The sequence below is a fragment of the Paraburkholderia monticola genome (genome assembly GCF_001580545.1).
Lineage (GTDB): Bacteria > Pseudomonadota > Gammaproteobacteria > Burkholderiales > Burkholderiaceae > Paraburkholderia > Paraburkholderia monticola.
Genome location: NZ_LRBG01000012.1, coordinates 100,979 through 123,039, shown reverse-complemented (window position 1 = coordinate 123,039; position 22,061 = coordinate 100,979). Strand labels below are relative to the sequence as shown.

General features: G+C 64.7%; 23 protein-coding genes and 1 riboswitch. Of the genes, 9 read left to right on the top strand and 14 right to left on the bottom strand.

Annotated elements, in window-relative coordinates; translation table 11 throughout:
• Window positions 1-4: 4 nt before the first annotated feature.
• Both CI15_RS15260 and CI15_RS15255 read left to right on the top strand, forming a co-directional pair.
• A complete protein-coding gene (locus tag CI15_RS15260; protein ID WP_062129170.1) occupies window positions 5-610 on the top strand; it encodes an AraC family transcriptional regulator in 606 nt (201 codons plus the stop codon).
• On the top strand, window positions 610-909 hold the full coding sequence (locus CI15_RS15255) for an ArsR/SmtB family transcription factor (RefSeq protein ID WP_062129169.1): 300 nt from the start codon (window positions 610-612) through the stop codon (window positions 907-909). The genes CI15_RS15260 and CI15_RS15255 overlap by 1 nt, the downstream gene beginning before the upstream one ends.
• 120 nt (window positions 910-1,029) lie before the next feature.
• On the opposite strand, the gene CI15_RS15250 is transcribed toward CI15_RS15255, so the two are convergent.
• The 5 genes from CI15_RS15250 to CI15_RS15230 all read right to left on the bottom strand — a co-directional run bounded on the left by CI15_RS15250 (window position 1,030) and on the right by CI15_RS15230 (window position 6,590).
• Entirely contained in the window at window positions 1,030-2,337 is a 1,308-nt protein-coding gene (locus CI15_RS15250; protein WP_062129168.1) for an HlyD/EmrA/EmrK family protein, read from the bottom strand.
• A 34-nt stretch (window positions 2,338-2,371) separates the two neighbouring features.
• Window positions 2,372-3,904 carry an efflux transporter outer membrane subunit gene (locus CI15_RS15245; RefSeq protein WP_062129166.1) on the bottom strand — a complete coding sequence of 511 codons (1,533 nt, stop codon included), beginning with the start codon at window positions 3,902-3,904 and terminating at the stop codon, window positions 2,372-2,374.
• Window positions 3,905-3,959: 55 nt separating this feature from the next.
• Complete coding sequence (locus CI15_RS15240; RefSeq protein WP_062129164.1) at window positions 3,960-4,397, bottom strand: MarR family winged helix-turn-helix transcriptional regulator; 438 nt, start codon at window positions 4,395-4,397, stop codon at window positions 3,960-3,962.
• A gap of 106 nt (window positions 4,398-4,503) precedes the next feature.
• A complete protein-coding gene (locus CI15_RS15235) occupies window positions 4,504-6,066 on the bottom strand; it encodes a DHA2 family efflux MFS transporter permease subunit (RefSeq protein WP_062129162.1) in 1,563 nt (520 codons plus the stop codon).
• Window positions 6,067-6,152: 86 nt separating this feature from the next.
• On the bottom strand, window positions 6,153-6,590 hold the full coding sequence (locus CI15_RS15230; RefSeq protein WP_062129160.1) for a MarR family winged helix-turn-helix transcriptional regulator: 438 nt from the start codon (window positions 6,588-6,590) through the stop codon (window positions 6,153-6,155).
• A gap of 195 nt (window positions 6,591-6,785) precedes the next feature.
• On the opposite strand from CI15_RS15230, the gene CI15_RS15225 reads away from it, so the two are divergent.
• Window positions 6,786-7,208 carry a VOC family protein gene (locus CI15_RS15225; protein WP_062129158.1) on the top strand — a complete coding sequence of 141 codons (423 nt, stop codon included), beginning with the start codon at window positions 6,786-6,788 and terminating at the stop codon, window positions 7,206-7,208.
• Window positions 7,209-7,380: 172 nt separating this feature from the next.
• Window positions 7,381-8,091 (top strand): SDR family NAD(P)-dependent oxidoreductase, encoded by a 711-nt coding sequence (locus CI15_RS15220; RefSeq protein WP_062129156.1) that lies wholly within the window; start codon window positions 7,381-7,383, stop codon window positions 8,089-8,091.
• A gap of 16 nt (window positions 8,092-8,107) precedes the next feature.
• Here the strand turns inward: CI15_RS15220 and CI15_RS15215 are convergent, their stop codons facing one another.
• From CI15_RS15215 to CI15_RS15195, 5 genes are all read right to left on the bottom strand, one after another.
• A complete protein-coding gene (locus tag CI15_RS15215; RefSeq protein ID WP_062129154.1) occupies window positions 8,108-9,052 on the bottom strand; it encodes a LysR family transcriptional regulator in 945 nt (314 codons plus the stop codon).
• A gap of 74 nt (window positions 9,053-9,126) precedes the next feature.
• Window positions 9,127-10,227: an NAD(P)H-dependent flavin oxidoreductase gene (locus CI15_RS15210; protein ID WP_062129152.1), complete on the bottom strand. Its 1,101-nt coding sequence runs from the start codon at window positions 10,225-10,227 to the stop codon at window positions 9,127-9,129.
• 58 nt (window positions 10,228-10,285) lie between these two features.
• Complete coding sequence (locus CI15_RS15205; protein ID WP_062129150.1) at window positions 10,286-11,557, bottom strand: MFS transporter; 1,272 nt, start codon at window positions 11,555-11,557, stop codon at window positions 10,286-10,288.
• Entirely contained in the window at window positions 11,554-12,762 is a 1,209-nt protein-coding gene (locus tag CI15_RS15200) for a YbfB/YjiJ family MFS transporter (RefSeq protein WP_062129148.1), read from the bottom strand. Before CI15_RS15200 ends, CI15_RS15205 begins: the two co-directional genes overlap by 4 nt.
• Before the next feature lie 136 nt (window positions 12,763-12,898).
• Window positions 12,899-13,825 carry a LysR family transcriptional regulator gene (locus CI15_RS15195; protein ID WP_062129146.1) on the bottom strand — a complete coding sequence of 309 codons (927 nt, stop codon included), beginning with the start codon at window positions 13,823-13,825 and terminating at the stop codon, window positions 12,899-12,901.
• Between the two features lie 376 nt (window positions 13,826-14,201).
• Here CI15_RS15195 and CI15_RS15190 point away from each other — a divergent pair, with 376 nt between their 5' ends.
• From CI15_RS15190 to CI15_RS15180, 3 genes are all read left to right on the top strand, one after another.
• A complete protein-coding gene (locus tag CI15_RS15190) occupies window positions 14,202-14,648 on the top strand; it encodes an Ohr family peroxiredoxin (protein ID WP_062129144.1) in 447 nt (148 codons plus the stop codon).
• 73 nt (window positions 14,649-14,721) lie between these two features.
• Entirely contained in the window at window positions 14,722-15,168 is a 447-nt protein-coding gene (locus CI15_RS15185) for an OsmC family protein (protein ID WP_062129142.1), read from the top strand.
• Window positions 15,169-15,237: 69 nt separating this feature from the next.
• Window positions 15,238-15,507: a hypothetical protein gene (locus tag CI15_RS15180; RefSeq protein ID WP_062129140.1), complete on the top strand. Its 270-nt coding sequence runs from the start codon at window positions 15,238-15,240 to the stop codon at window positions 15,505-15,507.
• Here CI15_RS15180 and CI15_RS15175 read toward each other — a convergent pair.
• The 4 genes from CI15_RS15175 to CI15_RS15160 form a co-directional block, all read right to left on the bottom strand.
• Window positions 15,504-15,878 (bottom strand): DUF190 domain-containing protein, encoded by a 375-nt coding sequence (locus tag CI15_RS15175; protein ID WP_062129138.1) that lies wholly within the window; start codon window positions 15,876-15,878, stop codon window positions 15,504-15,506. The genes CI15_RS15180 and CI15_RS15175 overlap by 4 nt on opposite strands.
• A 151-nt stretch (window positions 15,879-16,029) precedes the next feature.
• Entirely contained in the window at window positions 16,030-16,359 is a 330-nt protein-coding gene (locus tag CI15_RS15170; protein WP_062129136.1) for a DUF190 domain-containing protein, read from the bottom strand.
• A gap of 65 nt (window positions 16,360-16,424) precedes the next feature.
• Complete coding sequence (locus tag CI15_RS15165; RefSeq protein WP_062129134.1) at window positions 16,425-17,975, bottom strand: MutS-related protein; 1,551 nt, start codon at window positions 17,973-17,975, stop codon at window positions 16,425-16,427.
• Complete coding sequence (locus tag CI15_RS15160) at window positions 17,972-19,507, bottom strand: MutS-related protein (protein ID WP_062129360.1); 1,536 nt, start codon at window positions 19,505-19,507, stop codon at window positions 17,972-17,974. The genes CI15_RS15165 and CI15_RS15160 overlap by 4 nt, the downstream gene beginning before the upstream one ends.
• Before the next feature lie 174 nt (window positions 19,508-19,681).
• Window positions 19,682-19,745: riboswitch (Fluoride riboswitch) on the bottom strand.
• A gap of 234 nt (window positions 19,746-19,979) precedes the next feature.
• Between CI15_RS15160 and CI15_RS15155 the strand changes: the two genes are divergently transcribed.
• Together CI15_RS15155 and CI15_RS15150 are read left to right on the top strand one after the other, a co-directional pair.
• Window positions 19,980-20,576 (top strand): cytochrome b, encoded by a 597-nt coding sequence (locus CI15_RS15155; RefSeq protein WP_062129132.1) that lies wholly within the window; start codon window positions 19,980-19,982, stop codon window positions 20,574-20,576.
• Window positions 20,577-20,695: 119 nt separating this feature from the next.
• Window positions 20,696-22,060: an MBL fold metallo-hydrolase RNA specificity domain-containing protein gene (locus tag CI15_RS15150; protein ID WP_062129130.1), complete on the top strand. Its 1,365-nt coding sequence runs from the start codon at window positions 20,696-20,698 to the stop codon at window positions 22,058-22,060.
• Window position 22,061 lies beyond the last annotated feature (1 nt).

Genomic DNA, 22,061 nt, shown 5'->3' with positions numbered 1-22,061 from the left:
GCGCATGCGTGTCGCGATGATGCTCTATGCGGGATTTCAGTTGCTCGAGGTCAGCGGCCCGATGGAGGTGTTTCATCAGGCCAACCGTCTGTATGGCGGCGTCCTCTATGAAGCGCATTTGATCGGGCCATCGCCGGGGCCGGTGTTGTCATCGAACGGGACCGTGGTGGGGGCCACGGCGTGTCTGTTCGATACGCTCCCGCCGTTCGACATCGTCGTGGTGCCAGGCTCGCCGGTGGTCGGTTCGGCGCGCGAGCATCGCGAGCTCGTCGACTGGTTGCGCGAGGCGGGGCCCAACACACGGCGGCTCGCCTGCATTTCCAACGGCGCGTTTTTGCTGGCGCAGGCCGGTCTCGTCGATGGTCGCTGCCTGACCACGCACTGGCGCGACGCCCGGCGCCTCGCCGCCGACTATCCGCGCGTGCACGTGATGTCGAATCCGGGGTGTCTGAAGGATGGCAACCTGTACTCGTCGGGCGGCGCGCGTGCCGGCATTCCCCTCGCCCTGGCACTCGTGCGGGAAGACCTCGGCGAACACGCGGCCGGAGCGATTGGCGCGGCGTTCTCGACGCTGCCGCCTCGAAGCGCCGCACGGACACGGAACACCTGATGATAGACACGAACCTGATTCATAAGGCGCTCGCGAATCCGCTGCGGCGCGACATCCTCTTGTGGTTGAGAGCCCCCGCCGAGACCTTTCCGGACGGCTATGCGGACTTTGGGCGCGGCGTTCCAGTGCAAGCCATCCACGCGCGCAGCGGGCTGTCCCAGTCGACCGTTTCGGCGCATATCGCGGTACTCGTCGAAGCGGGGCTTCTGGTTCCCAGGCGAGCCGGGCAATGGATATTTCTCTCGCGCAACGAAGACGTCATCCGCCGGTTTGTCGAACAGATTCGCTTGCAGTTGTAGAAAGCTGCGGTGCGTGTACTGAAAGCATTGGCCGGGGGTGAGGCGGTGCTCGCTCGCTGAGCCCCGCCCCAATAACCGGCGGCTTCGCGCCGTGTCGCGACAGCCTGCGCCAGCCTCGCTTCAACCCGCCTTTGCCTTGCGCTCGTGCGACGCCACGCGTTCAGTTTGCGGTTGAGACTGCGCGGCAGTCGCGCGTGAAACCATTTCGTTCTGCTGGATGATCTTGTCGATTTCGGCGTCGGCTTGCTTGTCGTACTGCGCGAAAACATCGGTCTGATAGCGCGTGTTCTGCGCCGCGCCGAGCTGCGAACCGGATTCGTCGCGCGTGTCGGTATCGACCGTCATCGAAAGGCCGATGCGCAGCGGATGCGCGGCCAGTTCGGCCGGATCGAGCGCGATGCGCACGGGCAGCCGTTGCACGATCTTGATCCAGTTGCCCGTGGCGTTCTGCGCCGGCAGCGTCGCGAACGCGCTGCCCGTGCCCGCCGAGAAGCCCTCGATACGCCCGTGATAGCGGGCACCTCGACCGTAGACGTCTGAGGTCAGCGTGACCGGCTGGCCAATCCGCATATGCTTGAGCTGCACTTCCTTGAAGTTCGCGTCGACCCAGACACCGTCGAGCGGCACGATTGCCATCAGCGGCGTGCCGGGCGCCACGCGCTGACCCACCTGAACCCGGCGCTGGGCGACATAGCCGGTCACCGGCGCCGGCAAGGTATCGCGTGCATAGGCGAGCCACGCGGTGCGCACTTTCGCGGCGGCGGCCTGCACGTCCGGATGCTGTTGGACCGTGGTGCGGTCGGTCAGCGCGTGGTTGGCCTCGCCCTGCTGGCGCGCGGCATCGAGCGCGGCCTGAGCGACGCTCACCGCGTCGCGGGCGTGCGCGATGTCTTCGGCGGACACGGCACCGGTGTCGGCGACCGCCGCGCGACGGCGAAGATCGTCGCGGGCGCGCGACAGATCGGCTTCGCGCTGCGCGACGTTCGCCGCGTAGAAGTCGTTGTTCACATAGAGGCCGCTGACGCGCCGCACGGTCTGGCCAAGCTGCGCTTCGGCATCGGCGAGCGCCAGCTTCGCATCGGCCGGATCGAGCGTGACGACGGGATCGCCTTCCTTGACGATCTGCGTGTCGTCGGTGTTGACGGCGATCACCGTGCCGGTCACTTGCGGCGTCAGTTGCACGAGATTGCCGCTGACGTACGCGTCGTCGGTGTCCTGGTGATAGCGGCCCTCGGTGAAGTAGTACGCGCCGTAGGCCGCGCTCGCGACCACGACCGCGGCGCCGAGCAGCGCGATCAGGCGCTTGCGGCGCGACGGCGGCGTGGCCGGGTTGTCGGTCTGGGAAGCGCCAGGTGCTTGCGCACCGGGGGCCTGATGGTCGTCGTCCTGATCCGCCAGTTCGCGGTCGGTCGTGATCGAATCGCTCATTGCAGTTCTCCTGATAGGGTTCCTGACGTGCCGTTCAACGTGCTGTTGAGCGGGCGGTCGCGCCGGGATTGACTTGACTGGTGGATAAGGCGGCGACATCCGTGTGATGGTCGGTATCGGCCGACGCATCGACATAGCCGCCGCCAAGCGACGATGCGAGCTCGATCTGCTGGTCGCGGCGGTTCATCTTCAGGTTGGCGACCGCTTCGTCGGCATTCAGCGCCGTGACGTCGGCATTGAGTACCGTCAGTTGATTGGTGAGACCGGCCTTGTATTGCGTGGTCGCCAGTTGATCGGCCTCGCGCGCGGCCTGCTGCGCGGCTTGCGCGTCGCCGAGCTGCGCGTCGCTCGAACGGATCTGCGCGAGCTGCGTTGCCACACCGCTCAGCGCGCCGATCAACGTCTGGTTGTAGGTCGCCACCGCGTAGTCGAACTCGGCGTAGCGGCCCTTCAACTGGGCGCGCAGCTCGCCCGCGTCGAAGATCGGCAGATGGATCGCCGGACCCACCGAGGCGGTGCGGCTCGCGGCGCTCAGGAAGCGGCCGAAGCCGAACGCGTCGAGCCCGATCGCGGCGCTCAGGTTGATGTCGGGATAGAACTCGGCCTTCGCTTCCTTCACCTCGTGCGTGATCGCGTCAACACGCCAGCGCGCCGCAACGATGTCGGGCCGCCGGCTCAGCAGGTCGGCAGGCAGGTTGTCCGGCAGACGTACGTCGTCGCCGACGCCGAGCGCCGGCCGCGTGATCGAGAGGCCGCGGTCCGGACCCTTGCCGAGCAGCGCCGCCAATTGATAGCGAGTGGTCAGGATGCTGCCGTCGAGCGCGCTCACGTTCGCGCGACTCGTCGACAGATTCGCCTCGGCCGTCTTGCGTTCCACTTCGGTATCGAGGCCCGTTGCGATCCGGCCCGCGGTGATGCGGTCGATCTGCTCGCGCCGCGCGACTTCCTGCTGCGCGATGTCGCGCAGTGCGTAGAGCCGCGCCAGCTCGTTGTAACTGCGGGCGATCGAGGTATCGAGCGTGAGCTTGACGACCTCTTCATCAGCCTCGCTCGCGGCCTGCTCCGACACGGCCGCCCGCAACGCCTCGCGGTTCTTGCCCCACAGGTCGAGATCGTAGGAAGCGCTCAGGAGCCCCTTGTTCTCCGTCTGCCAGGAGCCGGCATAGGGCGGCGGAATCAAGGCGGTACTGCTGAACTGCTGGCGTGTCAGCGAGTAGTCGGCGTTGACGTGCGGCAGCGTGCTCGCCCTCGCCGTTTCGCGATAGGCTTGCGCCTGCTCGACTCGCGCGCGCGCCTGGTCGAGCGTCGGGCTGCCTTGCAGCGCCTCGGCGATCAACGCTTTCAGTTGCGCATCGCCGAACTGGTCGACCCAGTCGACGGACGGCCAGTGCCCCTGCTCCTGCGGGAGGCTCTGCGTCGTTTCCAGCTGTTGGGGTGGGTCGATCTGCTTGTCGCTGTGGATGCCCGCATAGTTTGCGCATGCCGACAGCACTGCGAAGGAGATCACCGAAACACCGAGCTTCAGCGAACGGGCGACGGTGTTTGCTTGAGAAGTCTGCGTTTTCATTTTCTGACAAATCAGATTAATGGGTGAAAAAAAGCGCGGCACACGGCCGCGCCGCTCAGTCGTCTGTCAACTTGCGAAGCAGGCGGTTCAGCTCGGCAAACTCGGCCTTCGTGAATTTGCGCAAGCGGGCGTTCAACACATGCGGGGCGATTTCCGGAATCCGCGCGGCGGTTTTCAGCCCCGCCGCGGTCAACGTCAGATTGACCACGCGGCGATCTTCCGGGTCGCGCGATCGTTCCAGCAGTCCCTTGGATTCCAGCTTGTCCAGCATCCGCGTCATCAGGCCGGTGTCGATTCCGAGCAGTTTCGACAGCTCGAAAGGCGTGCTCGCCACACCCTGCTTGAGGGAAAGCAGGATGCCCATCTGCTGGCCGTTGATGTCGAGGTCCTTGAGCGCCGCGTCCATTTCCGCAACGACCACGTTGCGTGCCTTGACGAGCCTGAAACCGATACTGTCTGTCAGCATGAAATTCTTCGTCGTGTAGTGGTCCATGGCGGTGCTCTCCTTGTTGATTTGAACAATATCTGCATTATCAGATAATGTCAAGGAGGAATTTGCGGCGTTCATTTGCCATCCGGACCGGGTTTCCCAATCGGGTTCAATGTCCGCCGGCGCCTGCCGCGCCCGCGGCACCACCTTTGGTCGGCTTCGTGATCCAGATCAGCGGGATGATCACGATAAAGATCACCGCCGAGATCCAGAAGATGTCGTTCAGGCCCAGCATCGTGGCCTGCGCGTTGAGCGAGGCTTCGTAAAAGGCGGTGGCCTTGGGAACGCCTGCGTCCAGCGCCGCCTGCAGATGCGCGATCGCGCCGGTGAACCCTGGGTCGTCCACGCTCGTTTGCTCGGCGAGGCGCGCGTGGTGAAGGATCGTGCGGTCGTTCCACGCGTTGCTCATCAACGACGTGCCCACCGCGCCGGCAAGAATGCGCGCGAAGTTCGACAGGCCCGCTGCCGCCGGAATCTCCTCCGGCGACAGACCCGACAGGATGATCGCGGTGAGCGGCGTGAAGAACAGCGCGGTCGGAATGCCTTGCAGCAGCGTCGGCAAAACCAGCGTCCATGCATCGACGCCGGTGGTGTAGTTCGAGCGCATGAAGAACACCGCGGCGAATCCCGCGAACGCCAGCGTGGCAAGCACCCGCATGTCGGAGCGCGGCATGATCTTGCCCATCACTGGGGCGAGGATCACGGCAAAAATGCCGAGCGGCGCGGTCACGAGCCCGGCGTCCACCGCCCGGTAGCCCAGAAAGCCCTGAATCCACTGCGGCAGGATCACGAGGTTGGCGAAAAAGATCGCGTAGGCGACCGAAATCGCAATCGTGCCGCCGAGGAAGTTACGTCTGGCGAAAAGCCGCAAGTTGACGATCGGCTTTTCCTCAGTCAATTCCCAGATCAGGAAGAACAGGAAGCTGACCACGGCGACGATCGTCAGTGCCCAGATCACGGGCGAGCTGAACCAGTCGAGGTCGCGGCCCTTGTCGAGCATGATCTGCAGCGGTGCGACCCACGCGATCAGCGAGATCAGTCCGACCTTGTCGATCGGGATTTTGCGGGTCGGCGTCTCGCGATCGCGATAGATGGCCCAGATCGCGCCGGCGGCAAAGAGGCCCACCGGCACGTTGATGTAGAAAATCCACGACCAGCTGTAGCTGTCGGTAATCCAGCCGCCCAGCGCCGGCCCCGCGATGGGCCCGACCGTCGCGGTCATGGCCCACAGCGCCAGCGCGTTCGAACTCTTTTCCTTGGGAAACGACCCGAGCAGCAAGGCCTGCGACAACGGCACCAGCGGCCCCGCCACGGCGCCCTGCACGACGCGGGCGGCGAGCAGCGTCAGCAGATTGGGCGCCATGCCGCACGCCGCCGACGACAGCACGAACAGCAGGATCGCCCAGACGAACAGCTTGACCTGGCCGATGCGCTGCGTAAGCCACCCTGTCAACGGAATCGACACCGCGTTGGCCGCGGCAAACAGTGTGATGACCCACGTCCCCTCGTCGATCGATACGCCGAGGTTGCCGGAGAGCGTCGGAATCGCGACATTGGCGATCGACGAATCCAGCACATTCATAAAAGTGGCGAGCGCCACGGCAAACGTGCCGATCGCAAACTTCGCGCCGCTCAGCTGGGCCGGCGCGGCTGGGTTGCTCGATGGATTCATGTCACGTCCTCGTCTCGGTTCGAAGCGCCCGTCCGCAACGGGCATTTATCTGATCTGTCAGATAAATCGGTAAAAAAAATGCCACCTCAGTGGCCAATCAGTCGTGAAAGCAGCGCGCTCAACGTATCGAAGTCCGACTTCGAGAAGTGTGAGAGCCGCTCGCTCCATGCACCCAGTGCAACCCGTGCGTTGCGGGCGGCGACGGCCTGCCCTTCCCGCGTCAACGAAACATCCACGAGGCGGCGATCCCGACCGTTGCGGGCGCGCTCGATCAGGCCGTTACTTTCGAGCTTGTCCAGCACGCGCGTCATCCGGGCGGGATGGACGCCGGCCAGCTTCGACAACGCCGCCGGCGTTCTCACGCTACCGTGCGCCAGCGTGAGCAGGACGGCGCGCTCCTGCAGATTCAGTCCCGCATCCGCGAGCCCTGCCCTCAGTTCGCCTGCAATCAGCTGACGTGCCTGACCTAGCACGGACATCAGCTTCTGCGTGCGCTCGAAGTCTTCGTTGACGGAATCGTCCATCGCTCACCTCCTCGATATCTGACTTGACTATATTTGACAATGCAGATTTATGCAAGCGGGTTTCCTGGCCGTCTGCGATCCACCGCGTCAAAACTGAGTTCAGCCGCTGGCAACAATCGCCGCGATTTTTTGGGGCTATATTGTTCCGGGCACGGGCTCGACCGCTGCCTACTCTCTCTTCAGGAGGAAACCACGATGACTGACGCACCGCTTACGCTGGGTATCGACCACCTCGGACTCACCGTCCGTGATCTGAACCTCACGCGCGACTTCTTCGTGCAGTGTCTGGGCTGGAAGCAGGTCGGCGAAAGGCCCGCTTACCCGGCGGCATTCGTGTCGGACGGACACGTCGTGTTGACGCTCTGGCAAGTCACCGACCCAAGCCGTCTCGTCGAATTCGATCGCAAGGTCCATGTCGGACTGCATCATCTTGCGTTGCGCGTCGGTAGCGAGCAAGCGCTCGACGAGATCTTCTCGCGCGTGTCCGCGTGGCCCGGTGTGAAAGTCGAATTCGCGCCCGAAGACCTCGGCCCCGGGCCCAAACGCCATACGATGGTGTACGAACCGGGCGGGATCAGACTCGAGTTCGACCACGACCCACGCACGCAGGCGTCCTGAACGTCGCCGACTCATGTCTGGACAGGTGTAGTCCCTCGCCTTTTGTTCCTGTGGCTCACAAGTGTTTGTCCATGGCTTGTGTTCAAAAGCGAAGCGCGGCCGCATACATTGAACCCATCGGAGCCTTTAGCCCGATCGCAACTAGCAGGTTCAACTTACTTCGAGGTTCATCATGAGTCACGCTTCCAAAGTCATCGTGGTCACCGGTGCATCGCAAGGCATCGGCGCCGAAACAGTCGACGCATTTCGCAAGCTCGGCCATCAGGTGGTCGCGACATCGCGCAGCATCAAACCATCCGATGATCCTGACCTCGTCACGGTGGCCGGCGACATCGCCGATCCGGCCACCGCTCGACGGGTCATCGAGACGGCCATCGCGCGTTTCGGACGTGTCGATACGCTCGTCAACAATGCGGGCATTTTCCTGGCCAAGCCGTTCACCCAATACACCGCCGAAGACTACGCGACGGTCACGGGCATCAATCTCGCGGGATTCTTCCATATCACGCAGCTCGCGATTGCCGAGATGGAAAAGCGTGAGCGCGGACACGTGGTCAACATCACGACCACCCTCGTCGATCACGCGGTCGAAGGCGTTCCGTCGGTGCTGGCCTCGCTGACCAAGGGCGGCCTCGCCGCGGCGACGCGCTCGCTCGCGATCGAGTATGCGAAGCGCGGCATTCGCGTCAACGCGGTTTCGCCCGGCATCATCAAGTCACCGATGCATGCGCCCGAAACCTATGCGGCGCTCGGCGCACTGCATCCAATGGGTCATATGGGCGAGATGAGCGACATCGTCAACGCGATTCTCTATCTCGACTCGGCGCCGTTCGTGACCGGCGAGATCCTGCACGTGGACGGCGGCCAGAGCGCGGGCCACTGAGCGAAGCGCGCGCAGCTCAGCGCGCGCGAGTGGGCGCCGCTGGGGCCGTGGGTGTCGCCAACTGCTCGACGAGAAAATCGACGAAAGCCCGCACGCGCGAAGTCAGGTAGCGCGCGTGCGGATAGAGCAGGATGAACGGCCGCGTGCGTCCGCCCGCTTCGCGCAACACCTCCACGAGCCTGCCTTCACGCAGGTCGTCCGCCACCACGAAGCGATACGTCTGAAACAGGCCCGCGCCGGCACGCGCAAGCGTCACGCCGGCAAGCGCGTCGCCGGAGGTGGCATAACTGCCCCTCGTCGGCACGTCACCATCGTCGTGCGGGTCTTCGAAGGTCCAGGGGAGATGGCGTCCGCTGCTTGGCAGTTCGAACTGGATGCATTCATGCGCCTGCAGGTCCGCCACGGTTTTGGGCACGCCCTTGCGCTTCAGATAGGCGGGTGTCGCCACCACGACCATTTCCGCATCTTCGAGCTTGCGTGCCACGAGATTCGAATCGGCCGGCGCGCGTCCGCGTATCGCGAGATCGAAACCTTCGTCCGCGAAGTCGATATTGCGGTTGCTCAGGTGCGTCTCGACCTGCACTTGCGGATAGCGCTCGCGAAAGGCCGGCAGCAGCGGCAAGACACGATAGTGCCCATAGGGCGTCGGCATGCTGATGCGCAGCACGCCGGCCGGCGTGGTCTGCTCGCCCGTCACTTCACGCTCGGCGTCCGCGAGTTGCGACAGGGCCTCACGGCATTGCTCGAAGTAGCGCCGCCCCGCGTCGGTCAGGCGGATCTGGCGCGTGGTGCGCACGAACAGGCGCACGCCGAGCCGCTCCTCGAGCCGCGCCACCGACCGGCTCACGGCCGCCGGGGTGACGCTCGCGGCGTTGGCCGCCAGCGTGAAGCTTCCCAGCTCCGCCGCGAGGCAGAAAAGCTCGATGCTGCCGAGCAGCAGATCGTCGAATTTGCGTTGCATGCCAGTTCGCCTTTGTCGTTTGGCTCATCGACCTGTCGATCCCGGCCGCGCTGGAAGCATGGAACTCAGACTGCTCAGTTCCACGCCGCATGCAGCCGCGCGATGCTTTCCCGCGTTTCGCGTTCGAGCTGCGCCATCAGTTCGCCCGCCGGCAACGAGCGCGCAAGCGGCGCGGCCTGGCCCGCCCATTGCGCGCCGTAGCCGAACTCCCCCTTGGCCTTGGCCGCCGCATTGAGCGCTTTGCCCGCGTCGTAGGTGATCGGATAGGACGGCGTGCGCGGCGCCCGCGGGTCCTCGCCGAGCGCGGTGAAGCGATTGACGATGCTGCGCGCGAGGCGCCCCGAAATGGCCGACGTGAAGGTCGTCGAGCGCGCCGCATCGCTGAGCAACGCGCGGCGGTAACCGTCGTCGATCGAGGTCTCAGGACACGCGACGAACGCCGTGCCCAGTTGCGCCGCCTGCGCGCCCAGCGCGAGCGCGGCCGCGATGCCCGCGCCGTCCATGATGCCGCCCGCCGCGATCACGGGCACGTCGAACTCGCTGACCAGCAGGCGCGTGAGCGCGAAGGTGCCGAGGCGCTCGTCGCGCCCGGTCGTGTCGAACACGCCGCGATGGCCGCCCGCTTCGATGCCCTGGGCGACGATCGCGTCGACACCGGCCTCGACGGCCGCTGCCGCTTCGTCGAGATGGGTGGCGCTCGCCAGCAACCGGATGCCCGCGTGCTTCAGCTGCGCGATCACCGCATCGGGCGGCAAGCCGAAATGGAAGCTCACCACGGCCGGTTTTTCCGCGAGCAGCATCGCTTGCATCGCTGTGTCGACGACGAAGCTCGTGTATATCTCGGCGAGCGACGCCGGCGGCGTCGCGCCGTATTGCCGGAACACGGGTTCGAGCCAGTCGAGCCAGGCGCGCTCGACGGCGGCATCGGGCGTGGCCGGGCGATGGCAGAACACGTTGACGTTGAACGGCCGCGTCGTCAGCTCGCGGGTCTGGTGGATCGCGCGGCGCGCGTTCTCCGCGCTCATCGCGGCCACGCCGAGCGAGCCGAGGCCGCCCGCGTTCGACACCGCGGCGGCCAGCGCCGGCGTGGTGACGCCCGCCATGGGCGCCTGAATGATCGGCTTCTGGATGCCGAGCGAGCGCAGCAACGCGCGATTGTCCGTTTGAGTGCTCATGGTCGTTTTCCACCCGATGCGTAAGCAAGTTCAATGTGTCTGCCAGCCGGTGCGCTGGTCAGACTCCAGCGCGGCGCTGCGCCCAATGCGCGAGGCCGCCGCAAGCGATCAGCAGTGCGCCGGTCACGAAGAACACCGCGTGCAGCCCGAGATGAACGCCGATCACGCCGCCGATCACCGGGCCCACCACCTGGCCGCTGAATTGCGCCGACTGCAGATAGCCGAGCATGCGACCGGTCCTGCTTTCGTCCACCGATTGCCGCGCCAGCTTGCCGATCGACGGCAACAGACCCGCGAGGGTCATGCCCATCAGCATGCGCAGCGCCGCGAGTTGCCACCAGTGCGTCACGAACGCTTGCGGCACCATCGCGAGCCCGGTGAGCACGAGGCAGGCGATGATCACGCGCCAGCTCCCGAACCGGTCGGCGAGCGCGCCGAGGCGCGCGGCCGTCAGCATGCTCCCGAGCGCCGAGCATGCCATAACCACGCCCGCCACGCGCGCGAGATGCGCCGCGCCCACGCCAAGTCCGCCGATATATACGGTGATGATCGGCTCGATCGACATATTGGCGAGCAGCACCATCATTGCCGTGACGAGCAGCGCGGCCACCACCACGTAATTGACGCGGCGCACGGGCGTGCCCGCCGCGTCGCGCGCGTGGGCTTGCGCGTCGCTGGCCGGGTGAAATTCTTCCTTCACGACGAAGATCGTCAGGAGCGCCGCCGCGGCGATCATCGCGCCGCCCGCGAAGAACGTGCCGCGAATGCCGATCCAGTCAGGCAGCACGCCGCCGACCAGCGGCCCGACGAGGTTGCCCGCGAGCGCGCCCGTCGACAGGATGCCGAGTGCCCAGCCCGCACGTTCGCGCGGCGCCTGGGTGCCCACCATCACCGTTGACGCCGACGCATAACCCCCGACCAGACCGGCGACGAGCCGTAGCGCGACCAGTTCGTACACATTGTGCGCCACGCCGATCAACGACATGACCACAGCCATGCCGATCGCCGCGCGAACGAGCATCGGCTTGCGGCCGAAGCGGTCGGCGAGGCGCCCCCACAGCGGCGCGGTGAGCGCGGTGCCGAGGAAGGTCGCGCCGAACGCGATGCCCGACCACTGGATCACGGCGGACTGCGAAGTGACGCCGAGCTGCCGGACATAGAGTGGCAGGAACGGCAGCAGCATGCTCAGGCTGACGAGCGTCGTGAACGAGCCGAACACGCAGACGACGAGATTGCGCCGCCAGTACTGGACGTTGCGCTCGGCGTAGCCACGCGGCTGCGCATGGGGTTGCCCGAGCGCTGTCGGTGTGGTGGAAACCGTCGAACTCATTTCGCTCTCCGCGCGGAAAAAAGCTCGACAGCGAGTGCGAGCACAAGCGCGCCCGCGCCAATCACGTACAGCATCCGATAATTGCCGCCGCTCGACGAAAACACGAACGAAAGACCGTAGGCGGCCAGCGCCTGCATCACGGCGAAGCTCGTCGTTGCACGGCTCCACGCCGGCTTGACGGCCGACGGATGATGCGCGAGCAACTCGTTCACGCGGCCGAGCGCGAGCGGCACGATGCCCGGTGTGAAGGCGCCCACGACCAGGGCGGAAACCATCAGTCCCGCCGACCCGAACAGACCCGCGGCCGGGATCGCGACCGCCGCGGCCTGCACCAGAAACGCGACGCGCAGCGCCGGACCAAAGCCCGCGCGATCGGCAAGATGCCCCGCCGCGAGCGGCCCGACGATCGCGCCGATGCCGTACAACACCCAGAATTCGGCCCCCGCCTCCACGCCGCGCCCGAGCCCGCGCGCGACGAAATCGACGAGAAACAGCATGTGCGGGACGAGCCCCACCGCGTTCAGACCATATTCGACGTAGAGCGCGCGCAGACCGGCGCGAGGATAGGCTGGCGCTTTTTCGAAGCGCGAGTGCGGATCAGCGTGAACGGGCGCGGCGTGCTCGGGCCAGCCGTTCCACGCCACGACCGTGAGCAGCAGCGAAACGGTCGCGAGCCCGAGCCACGTGGCCGTGAGCCCCTGATGCAACAGGATCGGCACGATCGTCCCCGAGGCCGCGATGCCGAGGCCGATACCGGTGAAGATCCCGCCGCTCGCGAAACCGCGGCGCGCGGCCGGCACGTGCGCCAGGATGGTCGGCGCGGCGAGCACCATCAGCGCGCCGCCCGAGAGGCCCGAGGCCAGCCGCCAGACGAAAAACCACAGGAACGACACGGGCGCCGCGCAGGCCACGAAGGCGAGGGTCGCGAGCAGCATCATCGCGCGCAACACGGTGGCGGGCTTGGCCACCCGCACCATCGCGCCGGCCAGCAGCGCGCCGGCGAGATAGCCGCCGAGGTTCGCCGCGCCGAGATAGGCGGCGGTCGAGGCGGGAAACCAGTGCGCGCCGATGATCGCCGGTAACAGCGGCGTATAGGCAAAACGCGCGAGACCGATGCCGATGAGGCTCGCGCTAGCCCCGGCGAGCGTGCCCCGCCAGACGTTGTAGCCGGCCGGAGCGGCCGGATTCGAGACGGCTTGCTGCATGACGACTCCCCTGGACCGATGCTGTTAAGCACCTGATGAAGATGGAAGTCAGTCTAGTTCGGCTCGCGTTCCGGGAGAATCGCCGCGTCGCGTAAGTCATTCTTCCGCGCGGCGAACGAATCGGCGTCAATCGGAGTCAATCGGCGTCGGTGATTTGCTGCGCCCGTTCGAAATACTCTCGCAGCAGCGGCGCGGCGAAATCGACGAAGCTGCGTACCTTGGGCACGGCCAGGCGCCCGTGCGGCGTCACCAGATTCGCGGGCAGCGGCATGTGCTCGCTGTCGCGCAACACGATCTTCAGCGCACCGGACTTGACCTGCTCGGCCACATGGTAGGAAAAGAGCCGCGTGACGCCATGCCCCTCCACGGCCGAAGCCAGCGCCGCGCGGATCGTGTTGACGATGACACGCGGCGTGAACCGCACGACTTGCGGCAGGGCCGCCTGCCGCGCCGCCGGAAAGCTCCACGAGTCGAGGCCGAAATGCGTCATCGAAATGATCGGATGGCTGGCGAGATCGGCCGGCGTGACGATGGCCGGATGCGTGGCGAGATAGTCGGGCGAAGCGACCACCACCCTTCTCACCTCGCCCACCGGAATGGCGACGAGCGTCGAGTCCTGCAGATGCGCAATGCGCAACGCCACGTCGAGTCCCTCGTCGATGAGGCTCACGGGCCGGTCGAGCAGGTGCAGGCGGATCGATGCCTGCGGATGGCGATCGAGAAACGCGTCGACGATCGGGCGCAGTACCGCCTCGCCCACGGCCACCGCCGCCGTCACGCCGAGCAGGCCGCGCGGCGCGGAGCGCTCGTCGGCCGCGAGCAGGTCCGCTTCCTCGAGATCGGCGAGGATGCGCCGGCACGCCAGCGCATAGCGCTCCCCTGCCTCGCTGAGCCGGATCGTGCGGGTAGTCCGGTGGAGCAACGGTGTGCCCGTGTGCGTCTCCAGAAACGCGATGGCCCGGCTCACCGCGGCGGGCGAGCGGCCGAGCCGGCGGCCTGCGCCCGCGAGACTTCCCTCGTCGAGCGTGGCGACGAATACCTTCATGGCATCGATGCGGTCCATGGCGTGTTGGGTCTCGGGGTGGGTTTGGGCGGTGCTGCGGTCTTTTCGGTCGGTGAAGCGCGGATCGATCTTAGCGGAATACGGCCCCACGGCAGTGTCAGCACGTTGCAGAAGATCGTGGAGAGGATGAACTGCTTCATCGTCGACGCCCACCTGAGCAGCTCAATAGCTTGTTGGGCTACGTTCCGGTCGCGGCATTGGGTCAGGCGAAGTCACTCCGGCTGCCGTGGGATCTTTACTCGTCCTATCGGCAACTCGCATGCGATTGAAATTATTTCGATTGACATTGCGAGTGTCTTTCCCCATCATGCAACGCATGCGATTACATCGCATACGATTTAAAGCACTCTCCCCCTTATTTACACAGGAATTCATCATGACCAGGATCGATCAAGTCCTCTTTTCGGGCAACTCCAATGCCGCAGTCAATCACGATCCCGATGTCCAGCGTGGTGAGCACGGCGTGCTCGACCTCAAGCTATCCGCGCTCAACGGCGAAAGCCGCGATTTCATTGCGACCGAGCTCCACCCGCGAGCCGAGCAGCTGTTTGCGGGCGCGTGGTCGGCCTGTTACATCAGCGCATTCGAGATTGCGGCCTCGATGAGGAAGGTCACGCTGCCGTCTGACTATTCTGTGGACATCGCGGTTAGTGTCGGGACGGTCGGTAACGGGTTCTGTCTCGGCGCCGAGTTCACCATTCGTGCGCCGGGTCTTGCAGCGGACGTCGTCGAGGCAATCGCGAACCGCGCCCATCAGATCTGCCCCTACTCGAAGGCTGTGCACGGCAACATCGAGGTCGGCCTGAACATCGTCACGGCATAACATTTACATCGCATGCGATTATATCGCATGAGTTTAAACACACTGATTATCTTTGTAGAGATAGGAATCCATCATGGAAAAGATCGAAAAAGTCCTCGCCTCAGGCAACTCCCACGCCACCGTCAACCGAGACCCTAATGTCCAGCCCGGCGAGTTTGGCGCCTACGACCTCAAGCTGACAGCACCCGGCCTTGAAAACGTCGAATTCATCGGCACCGATCCCCACCCGCGAGCCGAGCAGCTGTTTGCAGGCGCCTGGTCGGCCTGTTACACCACGGTGTTCGGGATGGCCGCGCAGCTGAAGAAGGTCACGCTGCCGCCCGACTATTCCGTGGACATCAAGGTGAACATCGGCCAGACCGGCAGCGCATGGTTCCTCGGCGCCAATTTCGACATCCGCGTTCCGGGTGTGGAAAAGGAGGTCGTTGAGAAAATCGCGCACCTGGCCCATCAGATCTGCCCGTACTCGAAGTCTGTGCGCGGCAATATCGAGATCGTTACGAACATCGTCACGCAGTAACCCGGCAGGGCACGTGCGTCCCGCTGGGACACGTGCCCGTCACTAAACATTATTTCGGGAATACCCATCATGAAGACCAACGTTTTCTTTGCACTGCTGGCCGCAGTTTTCGCGTCTGCCGCCGCACCCGCGTTCGCCAGCGGCTATGGACCGGCCCCCGTCTACGAGCCTTCGGTTGGCGCACCGGCAGCGCAAAGCGCTCCCAGCCTGCGAACCATCGGCGCTGAACGCGCGGACACTGGCAGGGAACAGGCGTATGGCGGTGCGGCCTCCGGACTGTCGCAAGCGGGGAGCCGTGCTACCTTGGTGCCGCGCCAAAGCCTGTTCGCACACCACTAATCGTGCGGTCGCCGGCCAAAAAGCGAGAAATGCTTTTTGGCCGCGGCGTCGTGCCCCTCTTCGCCCAGCACGCCAAACTCGACCGGCGTGCGCGTGTAAAACACGTGCACCTGCTGCAGTCTGACGACCTCGAGCATGCGCTGCGCCTCGTCCTCGGTCACCGCCAGAATGATCTGCACGGGCTGATCCGCAAGCCTCAGCGCATGCGCCGCATGATGAGCGCCCGCGTGCCCCGTTCCTTCCGCGCAGTTGATGACGGTGGCGCCATGAATGCCGAGTTGCTTCGCCTCGTGCAGCAGCCATTCGGTGACCGTATGGTGGCCGTGGCGACGATTCTGCTCGGTGTAAAACGTCAGCTGGTAGCCGTTCATGTCTGCCTCCGTCGATCGGCACCACCCACATCGCGGCGGCCTGCCGTAGCAACGGCCATGCGATGGATCTTCATCGGCAAAGTCTAGTGCAATCGAGCAGCGCGCGGGATATTGCAGCGCGTCACGAGCGGCGGCGACGGTCGCGCCGACGTCAGTCGGCCGCGGGTGTTCCAAGGGTGTCGTATTCGATCGGCACGCGGGTATAGAAGAGCCGAACTCCGCTGCCGTGCAATTTTGCAAGCAGCGCATCGATGTGCGCATCGCTCGCAATCACCGTCACCGCGACCGGTTGATCGGCCAGTTCGAAAAAGCGCGCCGCATGGAATCTGCCCGTTGCGCCGACACCCTCGGCGATTTCGGTGACCGTCGCGCCGACGATCCCCGCGCGCCTGACTTCGTCGAGTATCCAGTCGACGACGGTCATGCGCCGGACGCGATGACTTTGATTGGCCGCGTACAGGGTCAATTGGCTGCCGTTCATGCGCGCCTCCGTTGTTTGCGCAGCGCCGCGACATGATGCGAGGCCGGATGAAAACCGACACTCGGCTACTTTACCCCCGACAGCGCTTCGGCCGAGGGCGGGGCCTCGTCGGCATCGCCCTCATGTGCGCCGAAAATGCGCCGGTACACATCCTCCCCGAAGCTGGTCTGCAGCGGCCTCGCCTCGATCAGCCGGAAAGTGCGTTCGCCGCCTTCAAGCCGTTGTGCGCGCAGGAACAGCGACGGGAACGTGCCGTTCTCGTGCAGCCCGCTCGCGAGCGTGAACAGATGTGTCACCAGACAGATCTTCACGCGCTTCTCCAGCAGCGCATCGACGATCTGCCGGCCGATCGCCGAGCCCTCGCGTTCATTGGTCGAGGCGAATGATTCATTGGACAGCAGGAGCGCATTCTCCTGCAGATGATCGACGATTTCGCTCATGCGCCTCAACTCCTCGTCGAACTTGCCGCCGCGCATCGACGGGTCTTCCTCGCGTTTGTAATGCGTGAAGATCCCGCTCGCGATGTTCGCGTCGAACGACGCCGCGCCGACTGGCATGCCCGCCTGCATCATCACCTGGGCCATGCCGATGCTACGCAGGAAGGTGGATTTGCCGCCCTGGTTCGCACCGGTGACGACGATCAGATCCTTGCCATTCGCGTCAGCGTCGTTGCCGACCGGCGCGCGATTCATACGCAACGCCAGGCTCACGTCATGGAGCGCCTCGAACCGATGTTGCCGCTCGGCGCTCAGGCGGCACACCGGCATGCACAGCGGCACGCCGCGCGCGATCAGATCCGCGCGCAGGTTCAGGCATCCGAGGTAGAAGCCCAGCTCCGCGCGCAGCATCGAGAAAAAGCTTTTGATGTGGTCGCCCGATTGCGCAAGCGCGTTCGCCACATGGTCGATGCCGCGCGCCTCCAGCTCGGATAGTGCGCGCGCGCCGCTTTCGTCGCGATCGGCGATGCGGAAGGTCCGCGACGGCGAACGCTTCGCAAAGAGCCGGCGCAACAGATTCGGCTCGCGCTCATGCGGCTTGCGCAGCACGTAACGCGTGCCCTTGTTGCCGCGCCCCAGTTGCGCGCTGATCAGCACGCCGTGGCGGAACTTCAGTTCCTTCAGACAGACCGTGATCGCGGCAAAGTAATCGTCGCTCAACGCTTCGCGGATCATCGCGCAAAAGCGTTGCAAGCCAGCGGATCGAAACACGCTGCCCTGCTGGTCGACGGTGTCGCGCAGCTTGCGCAGCACCGGGATGAAGGCCTGCACCAGATCGCGGGCCGAATGCAGGACGCTGCTCGCCGATGCAGTCAGCCCCCAATAGAAGCTCTTGCGCTCCGCCTCGACGGCTTGAACCGCGATCACATAGAGTTGCCGGACGGCCGACTCGTGATCGATGCAATCCTGCAGAACGGCTTGCCGGTACAGAATGGTGTCGAGCTCGGTGAGGCTCTCAGGAACGACTTTCCTCGCGATGTCGTACAGAAAGTTGTCGCCCGCGGCCATCGCGCGATACACGATATCGAGTTCGAGGTCCTGATTCAGGGTCTGTTCGTTCCACCGCGCGTCGCGGCTCCAATCGAAGTCGCGCGCGTCATAGAGCAGATGCGCTTTCATGATGCGAGCCGCTCCTTCAGGCGTTCATAGGTCAGCCCGTATTGTTCGGCGATCGACACCGCGTACGCGCGGCCATCGGCGGGCCGCCTGCGCACGCGCAACGTGCGCGCCGACGGATCACCAGGGGCGATTTCGCTGACCATGCTGACCGTCTGCGGGCCGAGCCGTGCAAGCTCCTCGATGAAGGTCACGCATACACCGAGCGCATCGAGATCGATGATGCGGCCGACCATGCTGCGGCACAGGAACATCGCATCGGCGAGCGTCGTCGAACTGAAGATCTCGTTCATCAGAATGATGCTGCGAGGCGTCGCACGGGCGAGGATGTCGCGCATGCGCATCAGGTCGTCCTGCAGTTTGCCCCGCAAATCGGCGGTGTTTTCTTCACGCTCGAAGTGGGCGAACAGACGGTCGTACAGAAACAGACTGGCGCGTGTGCCGGGTACCGGACAGCCGAGCCGGCCGAGGTAATGGAGCTGACCGAAGGTTCGCGCGAACGTCGTTTTACCGCCATTGTTGGGCCCGGATACGACGAAAATGCGCTCCGGGCCTTCGAGGTACAGATCGTTGCAAATCACCGGCGAGCCCTGCGCGCAAAGTTTCGACGCGAGCGCGAGGTCGAACGTATCGTCGCAGCGGATGCTTTTGTTGACCGATGAGACCGACGGATAGGCGAACGCCAGTCCCGCTTCACGGCATGGCTGAATGTAGCCTCGATACGCGACGTAAAACTGGATTTCCCGGTCGAACGTTGCGACGGTCGGGTCGAGAAAATCCGCGTGCTTCGCGACGAAGTCCGACAGCCGCGCAAAAGGCTGCGGATCCAGTTCGGCGGCGCAGTCGAGAACCCGCGCCTCGACGTGATTCATCTCGGGCCAGTCTTTCAGCTCGACATGGCGGTCCTTGACGTCGCCCTGCCGGAAGCGCTCGAAAAGTCCCAGCACGTGTGCGCCGAAGTCGGTCTCGCCGCTGTCGTTGAACACGGTGACGACGCTGCCGTTGACGCGGAGGCAGTAACGGACGGCATCGAGTGCCGTCCTGGCGGCTTCGACGTCGCGCTGAAGCGTGTCGAACGATGCGCTGCCGAGATAACCGCGAAGCCATTCGACGAACTCGACGAGCCCACGGGATTTCAAGGCCGCCTGATCTAAAGCGCTACAGAGGGCCCGCGTTGCCAGACAATACTGCGAGGCGGCTTCCAGAAACCACCACTGCTTTTGCTTCGGATAATGGAGTTGCTCTGCCTGCTCGAGAGAAGCTCGCATTTTGCGCATCGCAAGCGTGAAGCTCTGTATCTCGGCGGAGATCTCGCTGCGGTCGAGATCGCGCATGACATCATGACGGTACGTCACCGCGCGTTCGCTTTTCAGTTCGGTGCGAAAGAACGGCACGAGGTCGTATTCGTCGTAACCGCGCACGATGTCACCGACGACCTGGTCGAGATTCAGATCGCCGAAGAACTCGGGCGCAACGACGGTGCCGCGCGGCGGACCGTCCTCGGGTGACTCGAACAGGATGCTGTGGAATGCCATCGCTTTCCTCTTTTTTTTCGCGCGCGCGATGCCTTGCGGCACAACATGGCGCCGACGCCCGGCATGGGCCGCGCATCATCGAAAAAGGCTGGGAAAGGCTGCGAGTGCAGCGTAGGCAAACGGGGCAGAGAGAAAGCTAGCCCGAAGAATTCGTGCGCCTACCTGCCTGTTCCCAGGCGTGTAGGCATCATCAGCCCGTTCGGGCGGTTTGCGGAGGAATGCCATCTCCTGAAACTCAGTGTATGCCGGTTGGCGTTGGCTAACAAGCATGGTTTGGGCAGGCCGCCCCTTAAGGAATTGTTCAGCAGGTACTGATACGCTGAGTAGGTGCCAACGGGGCGCGTACTTAGGATGTCGCGAGCGCGGCGACCTCACCGCGTCATCTGGCGCTGGCACTCTTCATGCTGACCCAGGCGTCGCGGCATCCCTGTTTCGTTGCACGCCATCGTTTCCATTCTGTTCGCTCAATCCGATGACCCATCTCAAACATTCACCCATGGTCGCGCAAGCCACGCGAATCGCGGCAGGCGACGACCGCACCCAGTACGACTCTTTCTCGATCCTGCTGCATTGGATTACGGTGATTCTGGTGTTGGCGCAGTTCGGTCTCGCCCAAACCTGGGGGTTTGCGCCGAAACCCACGCGCCACCTGATGATCGTCTCTCACATGTCGTTTGGCATCCTGCTGTCGGCCGTATTGATCGTTCGCATTGGCTGGCGCCTGCTACCCGGGCACGAAAGTCCCGCCGCTGCCGTGGGTTGGATCGAGCGAGCCGCGAAGGGGGTCCACTACCTGCTGTATGCGCTGCTCGTCAGCGAAGCCGTGCTGGGTTTCGTGCTGCGATGGTCCGGCAACGAATCGATGAGTTTTTTCGGCCTGCTGATCCCCTCCCCGTTTGCCCCGACCGACAAGGCCACGCATCATGCGATTGGCGAGGCGCATGATTTCATTGGCTGGACGATCATCGTGATCGCCGCGGGTCATGCGGCCGCCGCGCTGTTTCATCACTTCGTCCTGCGTGATGACGTGCTCAAGCGCATGCTGCCCGGAAAAGCCGGCGACGCGTAAATCATCGGCTGGCAGCTCGCGCGAGCGCTGCGCGGCCCATGATCCAGATCAATGGGCAGCCGCCTGTATCGGTTGAAATGGTGCCATGCGACACCTCGTCTGGACGCAATGGAGCAACCATGAAGCTGACCTTTCTCGGCGCAAGCGAGACCGTCACCGGTTCGAAGTATCTGCTCGAAGAACCCGGCTTGCGCATCCTCGTCGATTGCGGGCTGTTTCAGGGCTTGAAGAACCTGCGGCTGCGCAACTGGGCCCCGCTGCCGGTGCCCGCCGATTCGATCGACGCGGTGATCCTGACTCACGCCCATCTCGATCACAGCGGCTATCTGCCGTTGCTCGTGCGAAACGGCTTTCGCGGTCCCGTCTATTGCACGCCGGGCACCGCCGCGCTGTGCGGGATCATGTTGCCCGACAGCGCAAAGCTGCAGGAAGAGGAAGCGGATTTCGCGAACCGGCACGGCTTCTCGAAGCATCGGCCGGCGCTGCCGCTCTACACTCTGGACGACGCGCAGCGAGCGCTGGATCTGCTCGACCCACGGCGCTTCGACACGCCGGTCGCGTTGCCGCATGGGCTTTGCTTTCGCTTCCTGCCCTCGGGGCACATCCTCGGGGCGGCGAGCGTCATCCTGTGCCGCAATCACAAGGTGCTGGCGTTTTCCGGCGACGTCGGCCGCGCCGACGATCCGATCATGCGCGCGCCCACGCCGCTCGCGCACGCCGATTACCTCGTCGTCGAATCGACCTATGGCAACCGCCTGCACCCGGACACGAATCCGCAGGACGACCTCGAGCGGCTCTTCAGCCGGACCTTCGCCAAAGGCGGCGTGGTGGTGATGCCGTGCTTCGCGGTCGGACGCGCGCAGGAGATCCTCTACTACATCGCCAAGCTGCGAGAAACCGGGCGCATGGCGCGCGTGCCCGTCTATCTGGACAGCCCGATGGCGACCAACGTGACGGAGGTCTATCGCAAGCATCTCGCCGAACATCGGTTGACGATCTCCGATGCGAATGCACTCGACAAGGCCGCGATCATGGTCAGAAGCGTCGAGCAGTCCAAGGCGATCGCCTCGCATAACGGGCCGATGGTGATCATCGCCGGCAGCGGCATGGCGACCGGCGGGCGCGTGCTGCATCATCTGCGCCTGTACGCGTCCGATCCGCGCAATACGATCGCACTCGTCGGCTATCAGGCGGCGGGCACGCGCGGCGCCGCGCTGGCGGCGCATGAGCCGTCCATCAAACTGTTCGGCGAATACGTGCGGGTGCGCGCGAGCGTCGAATCGATCCCGTCGCTATCCGCGCATGCCGATTACCGCGAGATGCTGGATTGGCTCTCGAGTCTGACCGACGCGCCGACCCGCACGTTCGTCACGCACGGCGAGCCCGCGGCGGCCGATGCGATGCGGCGGCGCATCGCGGAGAAGTTCGGCTGGCCCTGCGAGGTGCCGGTCGATGGTCAAAGCGTGGAACTCGGGGAACTGTAAA

Bases quoted from the DNA above. Each gene is read 5' to 3' on its own strand.
- CI15_RS15215 (WP_062129154.1), bottom strand. From the start codon at position 9,052: ATGCAACGCAAATTCGACGATCTGCTGCTCGGCAGCATCGAGCTTTTC.
- CI15_RS15225 (WP_062129158.1), top strand. From the start codon at position 6,786: ATGACTGACGCACCGCTTACGCTGGGTATCGACCACCTCGGACTCACC.
- CI15_RS15175 (WP_062129138.1), bottom strand. From the start codon at position 15,878: ATGAACGGCTACCAGCTGACGTTTTACACCGAGCAGAATCGTCGCCAC.
- CI15_RS15210 (WP_062129152.1), bottom strand. From the start codon at position 10,227: ATGAGCACTCAAACGGACAATCGCGCGTTGCTGCGCTCGCTCGGCATC.
- CI15_RS15160 (WP_062129360.1), bottom strand. From the start codon at position 19,507: ATGGCATTCCACAGCATCCTGTTCGAGTCACCCGAGGACGGTCCGCCG.
- CI15_RS15245 (WP_062129166.1), bottom strand. From the start codon at position 3,904: ATGAAAACGCAGACTTCTCAAGCAAACACCGTCGCCCGTTCGCTGAAG.
- CI15_RS15250 (WP_062129168.1), bottom strand. From the start codon at position 2,337: ATGAGCGATTCGATCACGACCGACCGCGAACTGGCGGATCAGGACGAC.
- CI15_RS15190 (WP_062129144.1), top strand. From the start codon at position 14,202: ATGACCAGGATCGATCAAGTCCTCTTTTCGGGCAACTCCAATGCCGCA.
- CI15_RS15195 (WP_062129146.1), bottom strand. From the start codon at position 13,825: ATGGACCGCATCGATGCCATGAAGGTATTCGTCGCCACGCTCGACGAG.
- CI15_RS15150 (WP_062129130.1), top strand. From the start codon at position 20,696: ATGAAGCTGACCTTTCTCGGCGCAAGCGAGACCGTCACCGGTTCGAAG.
- CI15_RS15220 (WP_062129156.1), top strand. From the start codon at position 7,381: ATGAGTCACGCTTCCAAAGTCATCGTGGTCACCGGTGCATCGCAAGGC.
- CI15_RS15235 (WP_062129162.1), bottom strand. From the start codon at position 6,066: ATGAATCCATCGAGCAACCCAGCCGCGCCGGCCCAGCTGAGCGGCGCG.
- CI15_RS15180 (WP_062129140.1), top strand. From the start codon at position 15,238: ATGAAGACCAACGTTTTCTTTGCACTGCTGGCCGCAGTTTTCGCGTCT.
- CI15_RS15260 (WP_062129170.1), top strand. From the start codon at position 5: ATGCGTGTCGCGATGATGCTCTATGCGGGATTTCAGTTGCTCGAGGTC.
- CI15_RS15185 (WP_062129142.1), top strand. From the start codon at position 14,722: ATGGAAAAGATCGAAAAAGTCCTCGCCTCAGGCAACTCCCACGCCACC.
- CI15_RS15230 (WP_062129160.1), bottom strand. From the start codon at position 6,590: ATGGACGATTCCGTCAACGAAGACTTCGAGCGCACGCAGAAGCTGATG.
- CI15_RS15155 (WP_062129132.1), top strand. From the start codon at position 19,980: ATGACCCATCTCAAACATTCACCCATGGTCGCGCAAGCCACGCGAATC.
- CI15_RS15165 (WP_062129134.1), bottom strand. From the start codon at position 17,975: ATGAAAGCGCATCTGCTCTATGACGCGCGCGACTTCGATTGGAGCCGC.
- CI15_RS15170 (WP_062129136.1), bottom strand. From the start codon at position 16,359: ATGAACGGCAGCCAATTGACCCTGTACGCGGCCAATCAAAGTCATCGC.
- CI15_RS15200 (WP_062129148.1), bottom strand. From the start codon at position 12,762: ATGCAGCAAGCCGTCTCGAATCCGGCCGCTCCGGCCGGCTACAACGTC.
- CI15_RS15255 (WP_062129169.1), top strand. From the start codon at position 610: ATGATAGACACGAACCTGATTCATAAGGCGCTCGCGAATCCGCTGCGG.
- CI15_RS15205 (WP_062129150.1), bottom strand. From the start codon at position 11,557: ATGAGTTCGACGGTTTCCACCACACCGACAGCGCTCGGGCAACCCCAT.
- CI15_RS15240 (WP_062129164.1), bottom strand. From the start codon at position 4,397: ATGGACCACTACACGACGAAGAATTTCATGCTGACAGACAGTATCGGT.